This window comes from Amphiplicatus metriothermophilus (assembly GCF_900199215.1).
Taxonomy (GTDB): domain Bacteria; phylum Pseudomonadota; class Alphaproteobacteria; order Caulobacterales; family Parvularculaceae; genus Amphiplicatus; species Amphiplicatus metriothermophilus.
Window position 1 is genome coordinate 1 of the sequence record NZ_FZQA01000002.1, and the last position, 20,966, is coordinate 20,966.

The window sequence follows — 20,966 nt, forward strand, 5'->3', positions numbered from 1 at the left end:
TCTTCTGGGCGATATCGTTTTCCCGACATTCTCTATCTCCTTGAATGCAGCCATTTGTTTCCTTGTTCGTGGCTGCGTTCAAAGGGGTCGGGTCAAGACTGACGTCGCCCCTCGGGTGGGACAATCCTCGCCAGTCCCGTATTCGTCTGCGATCGACGTTCGCGTGGCTCGACATGGCCGATGCGCGGGTTACCGATGAACTGAAGTCAAGCGAGAAGCTCCAGAGATTCCTGATGACGGCGGACAAGGTAACCGCGCCAGGCTTCGACCAGTTCTCTTCCGGCGTCGTCCATTGGGGTGGCAAGCAACCCCTCGATCTCCTGAATTGCTGCCTCGAACGTGAGCCACGGCGCAGCCTCAACCTGGCCCGCAAGGCGCCGGGCGATCGCCCGCCTGCCGGAGCGGCGCTGCGCCTCGCTCAGCACGTCCGGGCGTTCGATGTAGATCAGCCTGCGACCGAGCTCGACCAGCCTGGCATCCTCGAATTGCTCAACGATCGCAGGCCGCACTTCCCACGGAACCTTGTGGAATCTCTCCATGCGCGTTTCGTCGGCTGCTTGAACGAACCCGTCGTAAACTCGCTCTTCGACGTGGACTGAAGCCTGACGCGGCTCCCGCGTTGACTCGAATACGGCAATCAGGCGCGCCCGCAGACCATGGTCCGACCGCAGTACATTGGCGCGGCGTTCCAGTTCCTGCATACCCAGCATTTTCGACCGCGCGATGTCCGGCGCGTCATGGGCCGGCATGAGGATCGGCGAGCCGTTGCACTTAACCACGTGAATCGGCTTTGGCAGGCCGCAGAGCCGCGCCGCCAGTTCTTCGTCACTCAAATTGCGCAGCTCATCGGGATCATGGCCGAGCTCGAAGACGTAATATTCCGAACCGTTCGCCGCGTTCGGTCCAAGGGCTGTAACCAGCCACGAGTACGTGCGGCCTCCGTAGATGGCGCTGAGGGAGAGCACACGCTCGTCGCCAAAGCATTCGAGCACCGCGGCCTTTTGACTGAGACGCATGAAGGCCGACCAGACATCCGGCGCCCGCTCCTGGATCAACCGGCAAAGATGTACAGTGGCCTCGGCGTCAGCCATCGCGTCATGGGCGTTGATGTGGAGCCAGCCATTTGCGCGCGCGACCCGTGCCAGGGCGAAACTTGGCACGCCCAGCTGATCGGCAGGGATCGCGAGCGCATCGGGTACGTAGATCGCCGACGCTTGAACCATGCGCATTACGTCGGTCCGAACGTTGCCGCCGGTGTTCGTCAGGAAGCAGGGGTGCAGGGTCTGGTAGAGGGCCTGGCGCAGTAGGTGCTCGTCGAAGCGGTATGAGTTGTAGGCCACGAACAGCGCGGGCGACCATGCGAGCAGCTTCTCGCGGATCGCTCGCACCATCTCGTAATGCGACGGCAGCGCCGGATCAGTCAGATGGGCGATCGTCCTTCCCGTCAGTCGCATCGCCTGCGGCGCCGGAACGATGTGCGGCTGAAGACGGCAGCGCGTCTCAAATCGTTCCAGTTCGTTCAGCTCGCTGTCCGTCCTGATGGCGGCAAACTGAAGGATCTGGTCGAACGACGTGCTCGTCCCGGTCGTCTCCACATCGTAGAAGACAATGGCCATCGCCGGCCCTCACGCGTCCAGTCAGCGCTTCGGCAGGTTCCTAATTCTGTATTCGAGCATCTGCTTGCTGACCCGGAGTTGCCGGGCGAGGTCCTCGATCGGTGCATCATCGTCTATGTCGAACCTGCGCGAAGCGAGCGCCTTCTCGATGAAGAAGTCCGGCACGAGCAATGCCGCCGCGAAGCGGTTGGCCTCGATCTCGATGATGTCCGTACCCAGGGCTGAGGCCGCGTCGCGCCTCAGGGCGCGTAGCTCGATGCGGAACTCCTTATCGACATGGACCTTCTCGGTAATGAGGTCACGGTGCATCTCGAGATGGCCGATCTCGTGCGCGATGCTAAAGCGTTGCCGGTTCGGATGATGTAGGGCGTTAATGCCGATGATCGGCCGCCCGTCCTTCACGAAGATCATACCGGAAAGCTCATCGTCGAGCGGCGAGTAACGGAGCGTGGCGCCCATGTCCTTAGCGATCCTGTCCACGGGAACCGGCACGCCGTGGATAGCCATGCGCTCAAGCACTGCGTGGGCTGTCTTTTCGGGATTGGGTCTTCTTGCGGGGGCCATGGTCTTCATCCTCCTCGTTGACATTGGCGGCAGTGTCATCGCGGATCAGCCGCGCTACCTGTGCCCGCTGGGTGCGACTCAGATTCTCGGGTAGCGGCAGCTCGTCCGCCTCCACCGTGCTTTCGAGCAAGGCGGGGTTGGGCAGAAGATCGGTCACCTTCAGCCCCAACATCTCGGCAAACCGGTAGAGGTGGTGCAGAAGCATGTTCTGCCGGCCGGTCTCGATGTTTGCGAGCGCGGCCCTCGACATGCCCATCCGGGCGGCGAGGTCTTCCTGCGTGATCTTGAGCCGCTTGCGCCGCGCCTTGATCAGCGCGCCGACATGCCGGCGCAGCAATTCCGAGTCCATGCGACGTTTCTAAGAGTGTACGCCGCTCATGTCAATCTCAAGCACAATGTGCTTGTCACACACATTGATGGCGTGCCTATAATTGACAAAATCGAGAATCGACATCATAGTCCCTCGCAATGCTGGCGTGCCAGCGCAACCATCGGGCAGAGGAGAAGGATCCCATGTCCCAGATAGCTGTCGAGGAAGACATCATCGATGTCGAAGATTGCGTCCGGCGCGGCGAGGAGCCGCGCACGGGCGCGCAGTACCGTATCAAGGTCGGCAACGACCGGCTCGAGTATGAGACCTATGTCGTCGCCGATCCTGTGCCCACCGGCGCGCAGGTACTCACGGCGGCCGGGCACACGCACGTCGTCGGCCATATCTTGATCGCCGTGCTCCGGGACGGCGGCCTGGAAGAAATCCGGCCGGATGAAACCGTCGAGATTTTCCGCCGGGGCGTCGAGCGTTTCATCGCTTTCCGCTCCGACCGGTCCTTCCGGTTCATCCTCAACGACCGGCGCCTCGAATGGGGTGCCGACAGCATCCTCGGGCGAGTGCTCAAGCTCCTGGCGGGTCTCGACCCGGCCAAGAGCGGCGTGTGGCTGGAGCGCCGCGACGAGCCCGATATGCTCGTCGAGGACGATCAGCTCATCTCGCTCGCCGGGAAGGAGGTCGAGCGGTTCCGCGCCGCGCCCGTCTTCATCCTCTGCATCGAAGGCGACTCACATCGCTGGCTGAAAAGCACCATCACGATGGAGGAAATCGCCGCGCTCGGCGGATGGGACCCTTCGCAGGGCGTCATCGAGGTCGATAAGGACCAGAACGAGCGCCAGCTCAAGCCGGGCGAGGTCATCACGCTCAAACCCGGCTTCAGCTACGGCAAGAAGCTCTGCTGGAAGCGGGGCTGACCATGAACGCGCGCATCGAGGCGGAGCTCGGCTTGCTCCGCCTCCACTATGATGAGGCCGAGTATGTCCACACGGGCGGGCTCCACTGGTTCAGGGTCGGCCCTCTCCGCACCCCGGAAAACTGGTCGCCGGATGCGATCCCGGCCGTGTTCTCGGTGACGGAGGGGCACCCGGGAGCCGTGCCCTACGGGTTCTATGTGCCGGCTGATCTGACCTTCAACGGCAAGCCACCGTCCGAACACCCGGCACCGCATCAGCCGCCATTTGCCGGCAAATGGCGCTTCCTCTCGTGGCAGGCGGTCGGATGGCGACCGACTGCCGACATCTCGACCGGCTCGAATCTTTGGGGATGGGTGAGGAGCTTCGTCCAGCGATTGCGAGAGGGCCAATGACCGACACGCTGTTGCTCCTCACCCCGGACCTGCACGCTGCTCTGTGGGCGCATCTGCTTCCAGAGGATAATCACCGCGAACAGGCGGCGTTTCTCTTCTGCCGCTCAAAGGCCGAGGGCGGCTGCGTGGCGCTTGAGGCGATCGAGGCCGCGTTTCTTAAGGCGGCGGATTTCGCCGCCCAATACAGCGATTATATCGAGTTGACCGATGAATGCCGGATCGGTCTGATCAAACGCGCTCACGGCCTTGGCGCCGCTCTTGCCGAGTTTCACTCGCATCCCGGTCCGTGGCCGGCCGCGTTCTCGCCCTCCGACCGCCGTGGACTGAGGGAGACAGTGCCGCATATGCGCTGGCGCCTCCCCGGTCGCCCTTACCTTGCGGTCGTGGTCGCCCCGTCCGGATTTGACGCCCTTCTTTGGTCGGACGGAGAGAAAGTGCCCTGGCCGCTTGCCGGCATCCGGGTGGCCGGCCGGGTCCATACACCGACTAACGCCTCGCTGGAAGGTTGGACCAATGCCGACGCCCGACCGCTTTGATCGAAATGAGCGCCTATTCGGAAAGGAGGGCCAACAGGCAGTACGCCGTGCCCATGTCGGGATCGTCGGTGTCGGCGGCCTAGGCACGCATGTCGTCCAGCAACTCGCGCTCCTCGGCGTTGGTGCCCTCACGCTGGTCGATCATGAGGATCTGTCGCGTTCCAACCGCAACCGCTATGTCGGTGCGTGGCATGACGATCCGGTACCCGGCTCACCCAAAGTCGACCTTGGTCGGCGGCTCGCCGGACTGATCGATCCCGCGATCATTGTCGTGACCGTCCGGGATAGCTTGCTGTCATCCGCGGCCATCAGCGCACTCCGCAGCTGCGACTACGTTTTCGGCTGTATCGATTCCGATGGCGCGCGCTTCGTCCTGAATGAGTTTTGCCTCGCCTATCGCAAGCCGCTCTTCGACTTGGCCTCGGACGCGCCGGAGCCGGGTTACTATGGCGGTCGCGTCGCCGTTGTGTGGGGCGACAGCGGCTGCCTCCACTGCCGCGAACTACTCGACGAGGAGGAAGTGCGGCGGTTCCTCTCGACAGCAGAGATCCTCGAGAACGAGGCGTCGGTCTATGGCATCGACCGCGCGGCATTGGGCGAGGCCGGCCCGTCGGTCGTGTCAGTCAACGGCGTGGTCGCGTCGCTCGCCGTGACGGAATTCATGGCTATTGTCACGGGTATCCGTCCACCACAGCTACATCTCGACTATCGTGGCGATCGTGGCACGGTTGGCACAAGGACCGATGACCGTGCTCCTGATTGCTACTACTGTACGGCCATCAAGGGTCAGGGCGACGCCGCGCGCATTGATAGATATTTTCAATCACCGGCGGCCGTGCGAAGCGCCGCGCCTTGATGCAAGATCGAACGATCTTCGCGATGGCGCTACCCGCAGGGCTTCGGTAGGCTCTTCAAAAGAGAAGAAGACACCTCAGCACTCCCTCACGCGCGCGCCGCCAATCGTGGAATCTCGCTTTCCGCGAGCCTGAAAGTCGTTGGTTGTGGACTCGTGCGCAATGCGCATCACGATGTCGACGAGTGATCGTCTGTCGTCTGGAGTTTGGCGTTAGGTTCGAACGTGCCGGGCCGCGGTTCCGGCGTTCGCGGCAATTGCTGAGACGACCGGGCGCGAGATCGTCGCGCACTTCATGCAACATTCAAACTTTCAGCGCGCGGCAGCCCCCGCATCAAACCAGCTGGATCCGGTCGCTACGGAGATTGCATGGGTGGCGCGCACCACCACATCGCAAATCAATTTTGATGTCCTCAGCTGTCCGCGCTTTGGCTGGATTGGCCTCCCGGAAATACATCGTCACGGCTCTTCGAGCTGGTTGACCACCTTGCGGATCGCCGTGCGCTGTCGCGGCGAGAGCAAGCGTCGTGATAGACACCAGATGGGTCTGAATGTGGGACCCCCGGGGGATGGCGCACCCAACAGGATTCGAACCTGTGACCTCCACCTTCGGAGGGTGGCGCTCTATCCAGCTGAGCTATGGGTGCATGCCGTGTTGCTTACGTGGTGCTTACGCGGGTTTCTTGCGAGAGAGAGGCCTCTGAGCACCGATCTCACAAGTCCTTATTTTACAAGCTCCTTTCGATCTCCCTTCCTGTGCGAGCCGGCTTGACACCTGCCTTCGGAGGGCAGATCGGCAGGCCATAAATAACTTTGTTGTCACTGTATGAAGCAATATATGACATGTGGCTAAGGCCTGTGTACGAGAAGGGGCTACATTGGGAAGCCGGACTCTTCCGTTGACGGATTTAGCCATATCTCATATATGGTTATGTCAGACTAAGACAAAGTAGTTCATGTCATGTCCCGGCTCGTCTCCGCCCCTTTCTTTAGCGCGCATCCGGTCTTCGACCGTGCGGAGTACGCGGCTGCGGTAGGCCGAGATCCGAGTGACAAGGTCGTCACCGCGATGCTTGCTCAGCACCTTCAAGCCGGCAACATCAAGCGGGTCGCGCGGGGCGTCTTCGCTTCCGTTCCCAAACACGCCGACGCCCGAAAGTGGTCGGTCGATCGGTTCTTGGCAGCATCCCGACTACGCCGGGGCGCTGTCATCGCCTATCACTCGGCGCTGGAGCTGCACGGCTCCGCCTACACGGAGGGGTATGAGGTCCAGGTGATCGCACCCGGTGAGCCAGGCGTGCTCGAAGCCGCCGGCTTCTCCTGCCGCTTCGTCAAGCCGCCGCGCGGCTTCGCCCGACGAGATGGAGAATTGAAGGACGGGGTGATGGTGGTTGACCGCATGGGGCTCGATGTTCGCGTCACGACGGTCGAGCGCACGATCGCGGATCTGTTCGACCGCTACGAACTCGCCGGCGGGGCGGATGAGCTGTTCAACTCTCTCGATCTCGTGGCACGGGTCGATGCTGCAGCCCTGGTCCGCCACATGCGCGCACTTGGCAACGCGGCGGCGGCCGGTGCGCTGGGCTTCTGGCTCGAGCGCGAACAAAAGCGGCTTGGCATTCCCGACGCAGCGCTCCGGCAACTGCACGCGATGGCACCGCGTCAGGCTCGTTATGCCCTGGGCGCCAGGCCAGGAGAGGGGAGGACGGCCAAGGGCTGGAACGTGATCTTACCTCTCGACGTCATGGAACGCCGGTTCGAGGGGCTGTGAGTGGCGGCGCCTTCGATTCAGACGCTTCAGCGGATTGCCGACGATACCGGTCATCAGGCCGGGACGCTCGAAAAGGTACTCCGGCTGCTCGATATCCTGCAGCAAGCTGCGGGCGACACCATCTTGAGTGAACGGCTCGCTCTCAAGTGCGGCACGGCGCTCAATGTCTTTCATCTCGGTCTCGACCGGCTGTCGGTTGATATCGACCTCAACTATATCGGCGCCCTTGAGCGATCGGCGATGGAAGCTGAGCGGCCAGAGGTCGAAGCTGCTCTGAACCGTCTCCTCGCATCTCAAGGCTATGTCGTTCGACGCCAGCCTGACGAGCATGCGGGCGGCAAGTGGCTTCTGCGCTTTGCCTCCGCGTTGGGCGGAAACGCCACGCTGGAGCTCGATGTGAACTACATGGCGCGCCAGCCGCTGTTTGGCGCCGCTCGTATGCCGTCGACTTCGCTTGGCGGCGTACGAGCAGAACAAGTGCTGGTCCTCGACCTCCATGAGATCGTCGCCGGCAAGCTCGTTGCACTCTTCGACCGGCACGCAGCGCGCGATCTTTTTGACGCGCGCCGCATCCTGTCGCTCGATGGACTCGACTGGAAAAAGATCAAGGCCGCCATGCTCGCTTTTGGCGCCTGCGGGCGCCGAGACTGGCGAACGGTGTCAATCGATTCCATCAAAGGTGATCCGCGCGAGCTTCGGCAAAAGCTTATGATTTGTCTGCCGCGTGGCTATTTCGCTGACCGGCGTGCGATTGACACTTGGGTTGAGGAAACCGTCGCGCTCTGCCGAGAGAAATTTGCCTTCCTTCTCGATTTGACGACGGCCGAGCGGGAGTTCCTTGACTGCGTACTCGACCGTGGGGAGATCAATACCGATCTGCTGGATGTTGCACCCGAGATCCGCGCTCGCATGGGGGCTATGCCGATGCTTGCCTGGAAGTGCCAGAACGTGCGGAAGCATCGTGGGCTCGACGGTTGATGTCTGGTTCAATGTACGATGACGTACCTCGTCGAGTGAGTTTCGACCTCATCCGTCAGAAGCGTGCATACATTTCTCTGACGGAGCTGCGCTGGGTGGCGGCACGAAGGGCCGCAACACCTGACCTATTAATGGCGTGCGCGGTCGCAACCAACTTGATTGCACCTCTGAAGGTGTACGGATTGACGAGAGGGTGACCGTGGCCCGAGTCTTCACGCGTGAGCAATTCTATGAGCTCGTCTGGTCCAAGCCGATGACGCACTTGGCGAAAGAGTTCGCCATCTCCGATGTTGCGCTTCACAAGATCTGCCGAAAGCACGACATCCCCAACCCACCGCTTGGCTGGTGGGCGAAGAAGGCGGCCGGAAAGAAGGTGAAGCAGACGCCACTGCCGGAAGCCAAGCCCGGTGCTCCCGACAGGATCACGATTGCCGATGGTGAGTTCAGTCGTGAATCCGCCAATCTCGCGGCCGCACGCGAGCAGGCACGCGTTCTGGCATCCGACGGCGGCGACAACGAAACTGCACCGCCGCACCCGATCGTCGACCGCACCATCGCGGCGCTCAGAAAGGCGAAACCATCCGATATCGGACTGGTCGCCGTCAGCCAAGGTGGACTCATCAGGTGCGAGGTTGCGCCGCGATCTGTCGATCGCCTCGCAGTCATCCTGCCGCGGATCGTACGGGCGGCTTCCTTGCAGGGATTCCAGCTTGTCGGCGGTGAGGGCGCGGCGCACTTCAAATCTGAGACCGAAGTCATCGGTTTTTCGATCTCCGAGCTGGTCAAGCGGGAGAAGCATGTGCTGACCGATGCCGAGCGTACCAAGGAGGAGGCATGGCAACGCAAGCGCGACCTGGCGGCAAGGCGCAATGGCTGGGATTCTGCATTCTTCGAGAGGCCGCGATTTCCCGAATGGGACCATCACCCGACAGGTCGGCTCTCGTTCGAGTTCGAGCAGGTCTATGTGCTCGGAGGAGGCACTGCGCCTCGTCGCAGCTTCCGCGACGCCAAGGTTCAACGGCTCGAGACCATGGCGAGCGAGATCGGCGTGGGGCTGGCGGTGCTCGCCGCCGCAAAGACAGAGCAACGGCTCAAGAGGGAAGCGGAGGAGCGGAGAAGGGAGGAAGAGCGACGCCGGCGCGAACTGGCGGAGCGTGCCAAGCATATCGAGGATCGTCGCATCGCCGGGCTTGGGGCCATTCTGGCGGAACTCGACGAGCTCGATCGGCTGCGCCGGCTCATCGCCATGCTCACGACAGAAGCCCCGGCCGAAGCGACACCGCGCCTTTCGACGTTCCTCTCCTGGGCACGGGATCATTTGGCAAAGCGCGAAGCGCGGCTTTCTGCGCAGGCGATCGAGGAGCGGTTCGCGGCCGCGCATTTGTTCGGCGACGACGACGATCATGCCTTCACGCCGTCGAGATGGTACTAAAGCGAGAAACTTGGCGTGCGAGCCAATGGCGAATGATTGCTGATCGTGCTAAAGCAATGACAGTATTTCTCGCACTGCCCGCGCGACGCGTTGCGTGATCGACGAAGCGAAAAAATCGACCTATCATTGTCGATAGTCGCTGAAACCTCGTTGAATTGGAGCGCGATTTTCTGTTGAAAATCAGCACCAAAAATTTTTGTCGGTGCGCAGTTCGGATCGCGACATGCGATCGAAAAAAATTGCGCTGAAAAATCAGCGCATTAACATGGCCAAAAATAGATGAGTGGGTAGGGCGCAGCGCGGGCCTTATGCGAAATAGCCCACCGTCGCGCCGATGAGCAGATAGACCCGTCCCAGAGGCGAGCTCAGATATTCCTCCAGGTCTTCGTCCGCCGTCTCCGAAGCGGTCGCATCCTCCAGAAGCCGCTCGAAGCCCTGCAGGAAAGCGTGCACGTCGCGCTCGAAGCCCTTGTCGCGGGCCGCTTCGGCCCGTATGCGACGCTTCACGTCCGCCTCGTTGAGGCGCAGCAGCCGGTTGGCGAACACATTGCGGTCGCCGCGCTCGAACCGCTCGCGCAATGGCGCGGGCGGTTCTCCGTAAAGACGGGTCTCAAGCTCGAAAGTGAAAGCCTGCAGTCTGCTGACGATCCGGATGGCGTCGGCGGAGTCGGCCTCGGCTCCGATCGGCGCCGGCCCGTCGGCCGGTTCGCTCGAAGGCGTCGGCGGCGTGACGGAAACGGCCGCGAGATCGAGCGGATCGGCTTCGTCCGTCGCGTCAAGGATCTCGCGCCAGCTCACCTCCTGCTTGCGCCGGCGCGGACGCGAAGCCTCCCGGTCGGCCTGGGCGGAGCGCCCCTGCGCGGATGAGCGAGATTTCGCCGGGACCGGCGGCTCGCGTCGCCCGTTCTTGCGGCGCTCGGCGAGGTCCTCGGCGAACGCCTCGAACTTACGGCCGTTCTTTCCTGCATTTTCCGACCCCGCGTCGGCGCGCGCGGCATCCTTGAGATCGAGCGGCTCGTCGCTGGCGATTTTTCCGGGAGCTGGCTTGCGTTCGGCGGCCTCGTCGCCGGCGGATTTTTCTGCTGGCGTTGTTTGCGCGCTCTGGCTGACAGGGACTTCGGGCGGTTGCGGCGTCGCGCGCGGCGCGGACCCGTGCGCAGGCGCGCTTTGCGCTTCGGCGGCGGCCTCGGCTGCGGCGGGCGTTGGCGCTTCTTTCTGTGCGCGGGTCTTTTCTTCCCGGCGGCGGGCTTCAGCCAGTCGGGCGAGTCGTTCGGTTTGGGTCGCGATCGCGTCGGCGAGCCGGTCGGCGCGTTTGCGCTGCTCCTCGATCAGCGCCTCAAGGCGCGCGTTCTCGCGCTCGAGGGCTTCGCGCGCCTCGGCGAGCGCGCGATTGCGCGCCTCGATGCGGGCGGCGGCTTCGGCCTGGGCGGTTTCGGCGCTCTCGGCATTGGCGCGCGCTTCGCTGCTGGCGCGGGCGAAATCGCCGGAGGCTTTGGCGGCGGCCTCCGCGGCGCGCCGGGCGGCCTGGCTTACTTCCGCCGCCGCGGCGTTGGCCCTGGCCGCTTCGGCCGAGGCGGCCTCGACGGTCTCATGAGTCGCGCGGCGCATCGTTTCGAGCGCCGATTCGGCGGCCTTTCGGGCTTCCTCGGCGAGCCGGGCGGTCGAAGCGGTGACCGTCTCGGCGCTGCGGGCGGCGGCGTCGGCCGCTTCAGCCGAGACGCTCGTCGCCTTTTCGATGGCCGTTCGCGTCTGCGCCGCGGAAGAGTCGACGGCTCCGGCCGCGGCGCGGAATCGCTCGTCCGCGCCCTGCAACGCCTCGCACAGAGCGTTGAAACTCTGATAGGCGGTCTGGGCGGCCGCATCGAGCCGGGCGAGCCGTTCTTCGAGATTGGCCTGGGCGCGGGCCGCCACGTCGTCGGCCGTATGGAGGGCTTCGATGCTCGCCTGCGCCTTGGCGGCGATGGCCGCGGCGAAGGCGTCGGCCTGGGCGTTCAGATGCTCGGTGAGATCGATCAGGCGCGCGCGCTCGTCGGCGACGCGCTGAACCGCGCCCGCGGCGCTCGACTCCATCGACGCGCCGGCTGTCTCAATGGCGTCGACATGCTGGCGGATCATCGCCTCGACCGCGGCGAGGCGCCGCAGCGCGCCGTCGAGCCCGGTGTTGAGGGCGTCGACCTGCTCGCGCACGACCGCGCCGACGCTGCGCGCGCCTTCGGCGGCGGCGACGTCGGGCGTAACGAACTGGCGCGCCGCCGCGGCGATCGACTCGGCCGCGCCCATCATCTGCATCTGCCGGGACATGATGTAACCGATCAGCAGAATGAGCGTCGGCACGATGACGACGAGCAGAAAGACCTCCAGGCTGAGCGATTCATAGAAAGACCAGCCGCCAAGCCCGTCATTGATCTCCCGATAGGCGAGGGCGTCGCCCAAGGGCCAGCCGATAACGACAGCGCAGAAGAGAAACAGCGCAGACAGCCGGGCGCACAGCCACATCTGCCGGCTCGCGGCGTTCCAGCCCCGTCGCCGGCGGGGATTCTCCCACGAAGCTGCTCGCAACGCGCCTTCGGGCGCATCCTCGTTCTCAAGCGCGCCGCCGCCCGGCGCTTCGACGATGCCGCTCACGCGCAGGCGCGGCGCGTCGCCGCCAGCGGCGGTCGGCGCGTCGGGGTCGATGGGCAAGGTCGGCTCGGTGCGGTCGTTCATTCGCTTGTCGTTAAGCAAGCTCAACCGCATAGCGGATTTCGGCGCCCGCGCCAAATGTCGCGCTTCGGGCCGGCGCCCCGTCGCGGGCGACGCTTCGCCATTCCGCCGCGGGAGAGAATCCGGCTAGCAGACGAACGATACGGAGGCCAGGAAATGCTGCGCGATCTCGTCAGACGCTGTGTCGAGAGCCGCTGGTTTCAGTACGGCGTGCTGGCGCTGATCGTCTTCAATGCGGTCATTCTAGGAGCCGACACCATCCCTGCCGTGCGCGCCGCGCTCGGGCAGACGCTGCTCGCCGCGGACCGGATCATCGTTTACGCTTTCGTCGGCGAGATCGCCCTGCGAATTTACGCCTATCGTCTGGATTACTTTAAATCCGGCTGGAATCTCTTTGATTTCCTGATCGTATTCATATCGCTGTTCGCCGCATCAAGCGGCCTGTCGGCGCTGCGTGCTTTCCGCGTGCTGCGGGTTCTGCGCGTCATCGCCGTCATTCCCCGCATGCGGGTCGTCGTTTCAGCGCTGCTCGACGCCATTCCCGGCATCGCTTCGGCCGGAGTCGTGATCGTACTGATCCTCTATGTCTTTGCGGTGATCGCCGCGAATCTCTACGGCGCGGCCCATCCGGCGCTTTTCGGCGACGTCTTCGCGGCGATGTACACGCTGTTTCAGGTGATGACGCTCGAGGGTTGGCCGGACATCGCCGAGGCGGTGCGCGAGACGCATCCGCGCTCTTGGGCCTTCTTCGTGAGCTTCCTGCTGATCGGCGCCTTCACGTTGCTCAACCTCTTTGTCGCCATTGTCGTGCGCGCGGTGGAGGAGGACGCCGGCCCGCTTTTCGGCGGCTTTGTGGAGGAGCAGCGGGCGCTGCGCGAGGAGGTCGCCGCCCTGCGCCGCGAAATCGCCGCGCTCGCCCGACGCGAGCGTTGAGCCCGCCCTTGCTTGCCGGCGCTGCGCGCGGCGCGTATTGCTAGGCCCAATAATCGAACGATCAGTCAGGGAAAGGACGCGCCCCATGCGTTCCAATTCGCGCATCCAGCTCAACTTCGCCCTTGATCCCGTCATCGAGGAAATGCGCGCCATGGTCGCGCGCTGGGTCGATGAAAAGCTCGCTCCCAGAGCCGATGAGATCGACCGCACGAACGAGTTCCCCCGCGACCTGTGGCCGGAGCTCGGCGCGCTCGGGCTTCTCGGGATCACCGCCGACGAGGAATTCGGCGGCGCGGGGCTCGGCTATCTCGCCCATTGCGTGGCGATGGAGGAGATTTCGCGCGGCTCCGGCGCGGTGGGCCTGTCCTATGGCGCCCACTCCAATCTCTGCGTCAACCAGATCAACCTCAACGGTTCGAAGGAGCAGAAGGCGCGCTATCTGCCGAAGCTCGTCGCCGGCGAGCACCTCGGCGCGCTCGCCATGTCCGAGCCCGGCGCGGGCTCCGACGTCGTGGGCATGAAGCTCCGGGCCGAGAAGAAGGGCGACCGATACGTCCTCAACGGCTCGAAGATGTGGATCACCAACGGGCCGGGCGCCGACGTCGCGGTGGTCTACGCCAAGACCGATCCGGCCGCGGGCCCGCGCGGCATCACCGCCTTCATCGTCGAGAAGGGGTTCAAGGGATTCCGCTCCGCCCAGAAGCTCGACAAGATGGGCATGCGCGGCTCGGACACGTCCGAGCTCGTTTTCGAGGACTGCGAAGTCCCTGAAGAAAACGTTCTCGGCAAGCTCAATGAAGGCGTGGGCGTGCTGATGAGCGGGCTCGACTATGAGCGCACGGTGCTTTCCGCCGGCCCCGTCGGCATCATGCAGGCCTGTCTCGACACGGTGATCCCGTACGTTCACGAGCGCGAGCAGTTCGGCAAGCCGATCGGCTCCTTCCAGCTCGTGCAGGCCAAGATCGCCGACATGTACACGACCATGAACGCCTGCCGCGCCTATGTTTACGCCGTGGCGGCGGCCTGCGACCGCGGCGAGACGACCCGGCAGGACGCGGCCGGCTGCATCCTCTATGCGGCGGAAAAGGCGACCCAGGTCGCCCTCGACGCGATCCAGCTTCTTGGCGGCAACGGCTACATCAACGAATATCCGACTCCGCGCTTTCTGCGCGACGCCAAGCTCTACGAAATCGGCGCCGGCACATCGGAGATCCGCCGCATGCTGATCGGCCGGGAGATTTTCGAGAAGACTGCGTGAGCGACCGGCGTCCGACCGTTCAGGCGGACAGTCTTTCGATGAGCGGGCAGTCCGGGTTCCCGGCGGCGGCGCGTTTCTTCGATGATCGTCCGGGTTGCGGCGCGATGTGGCGGCAGAACTCCGGGGCGGCGCCGCGCCTATGACGACATGGAAGACCCGCGGAAGGCGCAGGGCCGCGCCTGTTGAGGGCCGGTTCACCTTTCCTTGACCATCAAGCGGCGAGAATGCCGGTTGCGCGCCGTCTCGCGCGGCCCGATACTGCGCGCGCCGGCAAGGGAACAGGCTTTCGCCGATGGAACTAACGCGCCGTCTGCTGACAGGCATGCTCGCCGCGGTCCTCGCGGCCGCGCCGGCGCTCGCCTGCTGCCTGCAGGCGGGCGCGGCGCACGCCCACGCGGCTGGCCCCGCGACGCCTGTCCACGCCGCGTCTCATGCCGCGCCCGCCGCGAGCCACTGCGACGAGGCCCCCGAAGAGACGGGCGGGAAGGCCGCCGATAACTCGCCGGACGCCGGGCCGGAAAAGCGATGCCCGGACTGCGACGAGTGCGAATCAGCCTCGTTCAAGAAGGACATGGCGGCCGCCAAAGCGTCGCAGAAGATCGACGGGCCGGCCCTGGCGACGTTGCCTGTAACGGCGGCTTACGCGGCCGCGCCGAGAGCCGGCGCGCGCCCGGGACTGCCGCCGCCGGCGACCGCGCCGCCCCGACCGACGCCGGTCTCCCTTAAAGACATTCTGCGCCGCTGATCCCTGCGCGAAGAACGGGCCGCTCGCCGCGGCCGCGACGTTTATTCGTACAGGGATCGCTTTATGCTTGCTGAAAATCGTCTTGGCGCCGTTGCGGCGCTTTTCCGACGCCGTCCAGGTTTCGCCGCTGCGCTTGCGGCGTTGCTCGTTCTTATCGGCGCGCCGGCCGCCGCGCAAAGCTTCGAAGAGCTCGAGGCGCGCCTCGCCGCGCATCCGTCCGTGACGTCGCTGCGCGCCGAGCGCGAGGCCCGCGAGCAGCTCGCGCGCGCCGCGCGCGGCCTGCCCGATCCTGTCGTGTCCTTCGGCGTCAACAATCTGCCGCTGTCCGATCCGGGCTTCGACAGACTGATGATGACCAACAAGGCGATCGGCGTGCGCCAGCAGATTCCCAACCGGCGCGAGACCCGCGCCCGCGCCGAGCAGGAGCGGGGCGCGGCGCGCGCGGCCGATCTGAAAGCCGACTGGCTGCTTTCGCGTCTTCGCGCCGAGCTGGTCGCCGCGCTTGCGGAGAAAGGACGCGCCGCTGAGCAGCTCGCCATCGCAAGACGACAGGCCGAGAAATATGACGCGCTCGAAGCGATCCTGCGCGGCGAGCTGGACGCGGGCCGGCCGGCCTTCGCGCGGCTGTCGCAGATTGACGTGGAACGTGCGGACATCGACCGCCGGATCGCCGCGCTTGAAGGCGAGCGCGGGCGGATCGACGCCGCGCTAGTCGATCTCGTGGGCGAAGCGGCCGACGTCTCGCCGCCGGCGGAAGAACTCCGCATCTGGGACGGGGACGTCGGCGCGTTCTATGCCGCTCGCCTCGCCGAGGCGGGCGTGAACATCGCCGAAGCGGGCGTGCGCGAATGTAAGGCCGCCTTCGGTCCAGATTTCGGCGTGCAGCTTACCTATCAGCAGCGCGAGAGCGGCGTCGATCCGCTGGGCGACCCGTTCAACGGCGACGACTGGTTCTCCGCCGGCGTGACGCTGACGGTTCCTCTGTGGGCGGCGAGCAGCCAGAAACCGCGCCTCGCCGCCGCGCGCGCGCGCGAGTCGGCCGCACGGCTCGATTATCACGCCGCTGTCCGCGCGGCAGAAGAAGAATGGCGCGCGCGCCTCGCCCTTTATCTCGCCGCGCAGCGCGGCCTCGCGGCTCTCGAAGAAAAAATCGCCGCCGTAGACGAACGCATCGCCGCCATGAAGCGCGCTTACGAAGCCGGGCGGGGCGATTACGCGCTCATCCTCGACGCGGAGATCGGCCGGCTCACGCTCTTGTCGCAGCGCGCCGCCGAACGCGCCGCGATCCGCCGCCTCGCCGCTGAAGCCAACAGCCTTCTGGTGATGCCATGAAACGGATTTTCCAGGCCCTTCTGCTCGCTTTCGCACTCCTCGCCGTCGGCTGCGGCAAAGCTCCCGAGGAAGAGTCGCAGCTCTATTACTGTCCGATGCATCCCCACTACACATCGGAGCATGAGGGGGCCTGCCCGATATGCGGCATGGATCTCGTTCCGGCAGAGAAGGGCTACACGCCTGCTCCGCAGGCGACGCAAAGCCGTCTGCAAACTGAAGAGGAGAAGAAAGAAGACCGTGGGCGGATTCTTTATTACCGTCATCCGATGGGGCTTCCCGACACCTCGCCGGTTCCGAAGAAAGACTCGATGGGAATGGACTACATTCCTGTCTATGAAGGCGATATCGACGCCGGTTTGGGCGCGGTCGCAGTGGCGCCGGAGATGATCCAGAGCATGGGCGTGCGCACGGCGTCCGTTCGCATGGAGACGTTCGGCCGAACGGCGCGCGCCTTTGGCGCGATCGAGGCGAGCACGCGGCTCGAAACGACGGTGTCGGCCCGCGTCGAGGGATGGGTCGAAGCGCTCCAGGCGAGCGCAGTCGGCGACGAGGTCGCGGCGGGCGATCTTCTCTTCCGGCTTTACAGTCCTGATCTCATCGCGGCGCAGCAGGACTATCTCGCGGCCCTGCGCGCGGGCGGGCAGGAACGGATCGCGTCGGCCGCGCGGCGGCTGCGCTCGCTGGGGCTCGACGCGCGCGCGATCGAAGCGATCCGCGAGACCGGCCGCGTCGAAGAGCGCGCGCCGGTCTACGCCCCGCGCGACGGCGTCGTCGCTGCGCTCGACATTCGCGAAGGCGGGTTCGTGAAGCCGGGCGACCGGCTGCTGGCGTTGCAGAACTACGAGGAGGTGTGGATCATCGCCGCACTCGCCGAACAGGATCTTGCGATGATCCGCCCGGGCCAGCCGGTCGAAGCGGTCGTCGCCGGCGACGCCGGCGCGCGGCGTGCCGGCGTCGTCGATTACGTCTATCCTACCGTCGATCCCGAGACGCGCACAGGCCGGGCGCGGATCGTTCTCGCCAATGACGACGGCGTGCTGAAACCTGGCGCCTTGGCGGACGTGACCATCGCTGTCGACGCGCGCCCGCGGCTGGCGGTTCCCTCCGAAGCCGTGCTGCGCGATTCCCGTGGCGCGCATGTGATCCGAGCGCTGGGGGAAGGGCGCTTCGCACCGATTGCGGTGGAGACGGGCGTAGTCGCCGCAGGCTTCACGGAAATTGTCTCAGGCCTTTCAGAGGGCGACGAGATCGTCGTCAGCGGGCAGTTCCTTATCGATTCGGAGAGCAGTCTGCGCGAATCCCTCCGCAAACTGACGGCGCCGGAGGCCGATGAAAGTGCGGCTCACCTGCAGCACGAACACGGGGGCGGGCATTGACGCAGCAGGACGCTCACGCGCTCGCGGGCCGGGATCCGTCTCAGTCATGGGTCGCGCGCCTCATCGTCTGGTCGACGCACAATCAGCTTATCGTGACGGCGCTCGCCGCGGCGCTCGCCGTCGCGGGCGTGCTTGCGATAAGCCGCACGCCGCTCGACGCGATTCCCGATCTCACTGACACGCAGGTCATCATCCGCACGGACTTTCCGGGTCAGTCGCCGCAGATCGTCGAGGATCTCGTCACCTACCCCCTGTCGACCGCCATGCTGGGCCTGCCGAGAGCCAGAGACGTGCGCGGACAGTCCATGTTCGGGTCGAGCTTCGTCTATGTGATCTTCGAGGACGGGGTCGACCAGTACTGGGCGCGCGCGCGCGTCGTTGAGGCGTTGTCGAAGCTCGGCGGCGCCCTGCCGCCCGGCGCCGTTCCGCGCATCGGGCCCGACGCGACCGGAGTCGGCTGGGTTTATCAGTATGCGCTCATAGATCGGTCGGGCCGGCATGATCTCGCTGATCTGCGCGCGCTTCAGGACTGGTTCCTCAAGTTCGAGCTTTCCGCCGTGCCCGGCGTTGCGGAAGTGGGCTCGGTCGGCGGCTTCGTGCGCGAGTATCAGGTGCTGATCGATCCCGTCCGGCTGCGCGCCTATGACGTGCCGTTCTCGCGCATCGCGGACGCCGTCCGGGCGGCGAGCGGCGAGGTCGGCGGGCGCGTCGTCGAACAGGCCGAGACGGAGTTCGTCATCCGCTCGGCCGGCTATGTGAACGGGCTCGACGATCTTCGAAACGTCGTCGTCTATGCGCGCGACGGCGCGCCGGTCACGCTTGCGGACGTCGCGCGCGTCGTCGAAGGCCCGGCGCTGCGGCGCGGGATCGTCGAGCTGGACGGCGAAGGCGAAGTCGTCGGGGGCGTCGTCATAATGCGTTCGGGCGAGAACGCCCTCAATGTGATCGAGGCGGTGAAGGAGAAAATCCGCACGATCGCGCCGGGCCTGCCGGAAGGGGTCGAGATCATTCCTGTCTACGATCGCGCGCCGCTGATCGAAGGCGCCGTCGAGTATCTCGCGCACAAGCTGATCGAAGAGGGGATCGCGGTCGCGCTCGTCACGCTCATCTTTCTTCTGCACGCCCGTTCGGCCTTCGTCGCCATCGTCATTTTGCCGCTCGGCGTGCTCGGCGCGTTCCTTGTCATGTCGTGGCAGGGCGTGACGGCGAACATCATGTCCCTCGGCGGCATCGCCATCGCCATCGGCGCGATGGTGGACGCTTCCATCGTGATGGTGGAAAACGCAAGCCGGCGACTTTCCGCATTGGGAGAAAGACCGGATCCGGCGACGCGGCGGCGCGCGATTCTCGAAGCTGCTCAGGAAGTGGGGCCGGGCCTCTTCTTCTCGCTTCTCATTATCACCGTCTCGTTTCTGCCGGTCTTCGCCTTGACCGGCGAAAGCTATCGGCTGTTCTCGCCGCTCGCCTTCACAAAGACTTATGCGATGGCCTTTGCTGCGATCCTGTCGGTGACGCTTGCGCCGGTCCTGATGCTCTGGCTGATCCGCGGCCGGATCGCGCCGGAGGGGCGAAACCCGGCGAACCGCTTCTTCATGCGCCTGTATCGGCCGGCGCTGACGCTGGCTTTGCGGTTCCGCTGGCTCACGCTTGCGGCGGCCGGTCTTCTGCTCGCAAGCGCCCTGTGGCCGCTCGCCAGGACGGGCATGGAGTTCATGCCGGCGCTCTATGAAGGCGAGCTGCTCTATATGCCGATCACGTTGCCGGGCGCGTCCGCGACGAAGATGCGCGAGATTCTGGGACAGACGAACCGTCTCATCAGAACCGTTCCCGAGGTCGAAAGCGTCTTCGGCAAGGCGGGCCGCGCCGACACGGCCACCGATCCGGCGCCGCTCACCATGATCGAGACCTGGGTCAGGCTGAAGCCGAAATCCGAATGGCGCCCCGGCATGACGCCTGAAAAGCTTATCGAGGAGCTCGATCGTCGGCTGAAGCTGCCCGGACTCGTCAACAGCTGGGGCTATCCCATCAAGATTCGCATGGACATGGTCTCGACCGGCGTGCGCACGCCGGTCGGCGTGAAGATCGCGGGCGACGATCTCGACGAGATCGCACGCATCGCCGGCGAGGTCGAGCGCGTCGTCGCGGCGGCGCCGGGCGCGCGCTCGGCTTTCGCCGATCGCGTGCTCGGCGGGAAATATCTCGAAATCGTTCCCGATCGCGTCGAACTCGCCCGACGCGGCGTCGATATGGCCGCCTTTCAGGCCGTCGTGCAGGCGGCGCTGGGCGGCGCGAAGCTCGCCGAAAGCATCGAGGGCAGGGAGCGTTACGACATCATCGCGCGCTATGACCGGCCGTACCGGGAATCGGCGGAGGACCTGCGCGACGTTCTCGTTCGGACGCCGGCCGGCCAGCACATTCCGCTCGGCGAACTGGCCGACATCCGCTTCGTCGAGGGTCCGCCGATGATCCGTTCCGAGAACGCCCGGCTGACCGGCTGGGTGTTCGTCGACATCGCCGGGCGCGATCTCGGCGGCTTCGTGGAAGAAGCGCGCCGCCTCGTCGCTGAAAACGTCGCGCTGCCGGCCGGCTACTCCATAGAATGGTCGGGCCAGTTCGAACAGCTCGAGGAGGCCGGCCGGCGCCTCGCCGTCGCCATTCCGGCGACGATCGCGATCATCTTCCTTCTCCTGATGCTGCATTTCGGCAGACTCGACCGCACGCTGATGATCATGCTGTCGCTGCCCTTCGGACTCGTCGGCGGCCTGTGGGCGGTCTATCTCGCCGGCTATGCGTTTTCCGTCGCGGTCGCCGTCGGCTTCATCGCGCTCGCCGGCGTGGCGGTCGAAACGGCGGTGGTCATGCTTCTCTATATCGACAAGCAGGTGCGCGACCGTCCGCCGCAAACCCGCGAGGCGCTGCTCGAAGCGGTCATGCACGGCGCCGTTCTGCGCCTGCGGCCGAAGCTGATGACGGTCGCGGCCATCATGGCGAGCCTGACGCCTATTTTTCTGACGGAGGGGCTCGGCGCCGACGTGATGCGCCGGATCGCGCTGCCCATGCTCGGCGGCATGGTTTCGACGACGTTGCTCACGCTCATCGTCATTCCGGCGATCTACCACCTTTGGGCGAGCCGTCAGCTTGCGGTCGGGCCGTCAGCTGCGTCTGCGCCGGCTCGCCGTCCTGACGCAGAGGTGCCGCGCGACGTTTCATAATCGCGCCGGCGTCGATAGAACAG

17 protein-coding genes and 1 tRNA gene are annotated in these 20,966 nt (G+C 65.1%); 13 read left to right on the plus strand and 5 right to left on the minus strand.

From position 1 onward, the window contains the following. Window positions 1-206: 206 nt before the first annotated feature. Genes CHB64_RS04700 through CHB64_RS04710 form a run of 3 tightly spaced genes read right to left on the minus strand, consistent with a single transcriptional unit; the run spans window position 207 to window position 2,529 of the window. Window positions 207-1,616 carry an exonuclease domain-containing protein gene (locus CHB64_RS04700; RefSeq protein WP_089411479.1) on the minus strand — a complete coding sequence of 470 codons (1,410 nt, stop codon included), beginning with the start codon at window positions 1,614-1,616 and terminating at the stop codon, window positions 207-209. Window positions 1,617-1,637: 21 nt separating this feature from the next. Continuing rightward, the gene (locus tag CHB64_RS04705; protein ID WP_183234023.1) at window positions 1,638-2,180 is read right to left on the minus strand and encodes an ImmA/IrrE family metallo-endopeptidase; all 543 of its coding nucleotides are present in this window, start codon (window positions 2,178-2,180) and stop codon (window positions 1,638-1,640) included. Further along, a complete protein-coding gene (locus CHB64_RS04710) occupies window positions 2,128-2,529 on the minus strand; it encodes a helix-turn-helix transcriptional regulator (RefSeq protein WP_089411481.1) in 402 nt (133 codons plus the stop codon). The genes CHB64_RS04705 and CHB64_RS04710 overlap by 53 nt, the downstream gene beginning before the upstream one ends. A 164-nt stretch (window positions 2,530-2,693) precedes the next feature. On the opposite strand from CHB64_RS04710, the gene CHB64_RS04715 reads away from it, so the two are divergent. From CHB64_RS04715 to CHB64_RS04730, 4 genes are read left to right on the plus strand one after another with little or no spacing between them, the layout of a single operon-like run. Continuing rightward, entirely contained in the window at window positions 2,694-3,422 is a 729-nt protein-coding gene (locus CHB64_RS04715; protein ID WP_159462415.1) for a multiubiquitin domain-containing protein, read from the plus strand. Between the two features lie 2 nt (window positions 3,423-3,424). Then, window positions 3,425-3,814 (plus strand): hypothetical protein, encoded by a 390-nt coding sequence (locus tag CHB64_RS04720; protein WP_089411483.1) that lies wholly within the window; start codon window positions 3,425-3,427, stop codon window positions 3,812-3,814. Next, window positions 3,811-4,350 (plus strand): Mov34/MPN/PAD-1 family protein, encoded by a 540-nt coding sequence (locus CHB64_RS04725; RefSeq protein WP_089411484.1) that lies wholly within the window; start codon window positions 3,811-3,813, stop codon window positions 4,348-4,350. Before CHB64_RS04720 ends, CHB64_RS04725 begins: the two co-directional genes overlap by 4 nt. Then, entirely contained in the window at window positions 4,328-5,206 is an 879-nt protein-coding gene (locus CHB64_RS04730) for a HesA/MoeB/ThiF family protein (protein ID WP_089411485.1), read from the plus strand. Before CHB64_RS04725 ends, CHB64_RS04730 begins: the two co-directional genes overlap by 23 nt. A gap of 567 nt (window positions 5,207-5,773) precedes the next feature. Here CHB64_RS04730 and CHB64_RS04735 read toward each other — a convergent pair. Further along, window positions 5,774-5,850: transfer RNA gene (locus tag CHB64_RS04735), tRNA-Arg, on the minus strand. Between the two features lie 314 nt (window positions 5,851-6,164). Between CHB64_RS04735 and CHB64_RS04740 the strand changes: the two genes are divergently transcribed. The 3 genes from CHB64_RS04740 to CHB64_RS04750 all read left to right on the plus strand — a co-directional run bounded on the left by CHB64_RS04740 (window position 6,165) and on the right by CHB64_RS04750 (window position 9,384). Next, window positions 6,165-6,974 carry a type IV toxin-antitoxin system AbiEi family antitoxin domain-containing protein gene (locus CHB64_RS04740; protein WP_089411486.1) on the plus strand — a complete coding sequence of 270 codons (810 nt, stop codon included), beginning with the start codon at window positions 6,165-6,167 and terminating at the stop codon, window positions 6,972-6,974. Continuing rightward, window positions 6,975-7,952, plus strand: coding sequence for a nucleotidyl transferase AbiEii/AbiGii toxin family protein (locus CHB64_RS04745; RefSeq protein ID WP_089411487.1), 978 nt, complete (start codon window positions 6,975-6,977; stop codon window positions 7,950-7,952). Between the two features lie 193 nt (window positions 7,953-8,145). After that, window positions 8,146-9,384, plus strand: a complete 1,239-nt coding sequence (locus CHB64_RS04750; protein ID WP_200815228.1) for a hypothetical protein — start codon at window positions 8,146-8,148, stop codon at window positions 9,382-9,384. A 306-nt stretch (window positions 9,385-9,690) separates the two neighbouring features. On the opposite strand, the gene CHB64_RS04755 is transcribed toward CHB64_RS04750, so the two are convergent. Beyond that, complete coding sequence (locus CHB64_RS04755) at window positions 9,691-12,090, minus strand: hypothetical protein (protein ID WP_089411488.1); 2,400 nt, start codon at window positions 12,088-12,090, stop codon at window positions 9,691-9,693. 153 nt (window positions 12,091-12,243) lie between these two features. Between CHB64_RS04755 and CHB64_RS04760 the strand changes: the two genes are divergently transcribed. The 6 genes from CHB64_RS04760 (at window position 12,244) to CHB64_RS04785 (ending at window position 20,943) form a co-directional block, all read left to right on the plus strand. Continuing rightward, entirely contained in the window at window positions 12,244-13,020 is a 777-nt protein-coding gene (locus CHB64_RS04760) for an ion transporter (RefSeq protein ID WP_200815229.1), read from the plus strand. Window positions 13,021-13,162: 142 nt separating this feature from the next. Next, window positions 13,163-14,278 carry an isovaleryl-CoA dehydrogenase gene (locus tag CHB64_RS04765; RefSeq protein ID WP_375790378.1) on the plus strand — a complete coding sequence of 372 codons (1,116 nt, stop codon included), beginning with the start codon at window positions 13,163-13,165 and terminating at the stop codon, window positions 14,276-14,278. Window positions 14,279-14,570: 292 nt separating this feature from the next. After that, window positions 14,571-15,023: a hypothetical protein gene (locus CHB64_RS04770; RefSeq protein WP_089411490.1), complete on the plus strand. Its 453-nt coding sequence runs from the start codon at window positions 14,571-14,573 to the stop codon at window positions 15,021-15,023. Window positions 15,024-15,086: 63 nt separating this feature from the next. Beyond that, on the plus strand, window positions 15,087-16,355 hold the full coding sequence (locus CHB64_RS04775; RefSeq protein ID WP_089411491.1) for a TolC family protein: 1,269 nt from the start codon (window positions 15,087-15,089) through the stop codon (window positions 16,353-16,355). Continuing rightward, entirely contained in the window at window positions 16,352-17,731 is a 1,380-nt protein-coding gene (locus CHB64_RS04780; RefSeq protein ID WP_221401121.1) for an efflux RND transporter periplasmic adaptor subunit, read from the plus strand. Before CHB64_RS04775 ends, CHB64_RS04780 begins: the two co-directional genes overlap by 4 nt. Continuing rightward, on the plus strand, window positions 17,728-20,943 hold the full coding sequence (locus CHB64_RS04785) for an efflux RND transporter permease subunit (RefSeq protein WP_089411492.1): 3,216 nt from the start codon (window positions 17,728-17,730) through the stop codon (window positions 20,941-20,943). Before CHB64_RS04780 ends, CHB64_RS04785 begins: the two co-directional genes overlap by 4 nt. Window positions 20,944-20,966 lie beyond the last annotated feature (23 nt).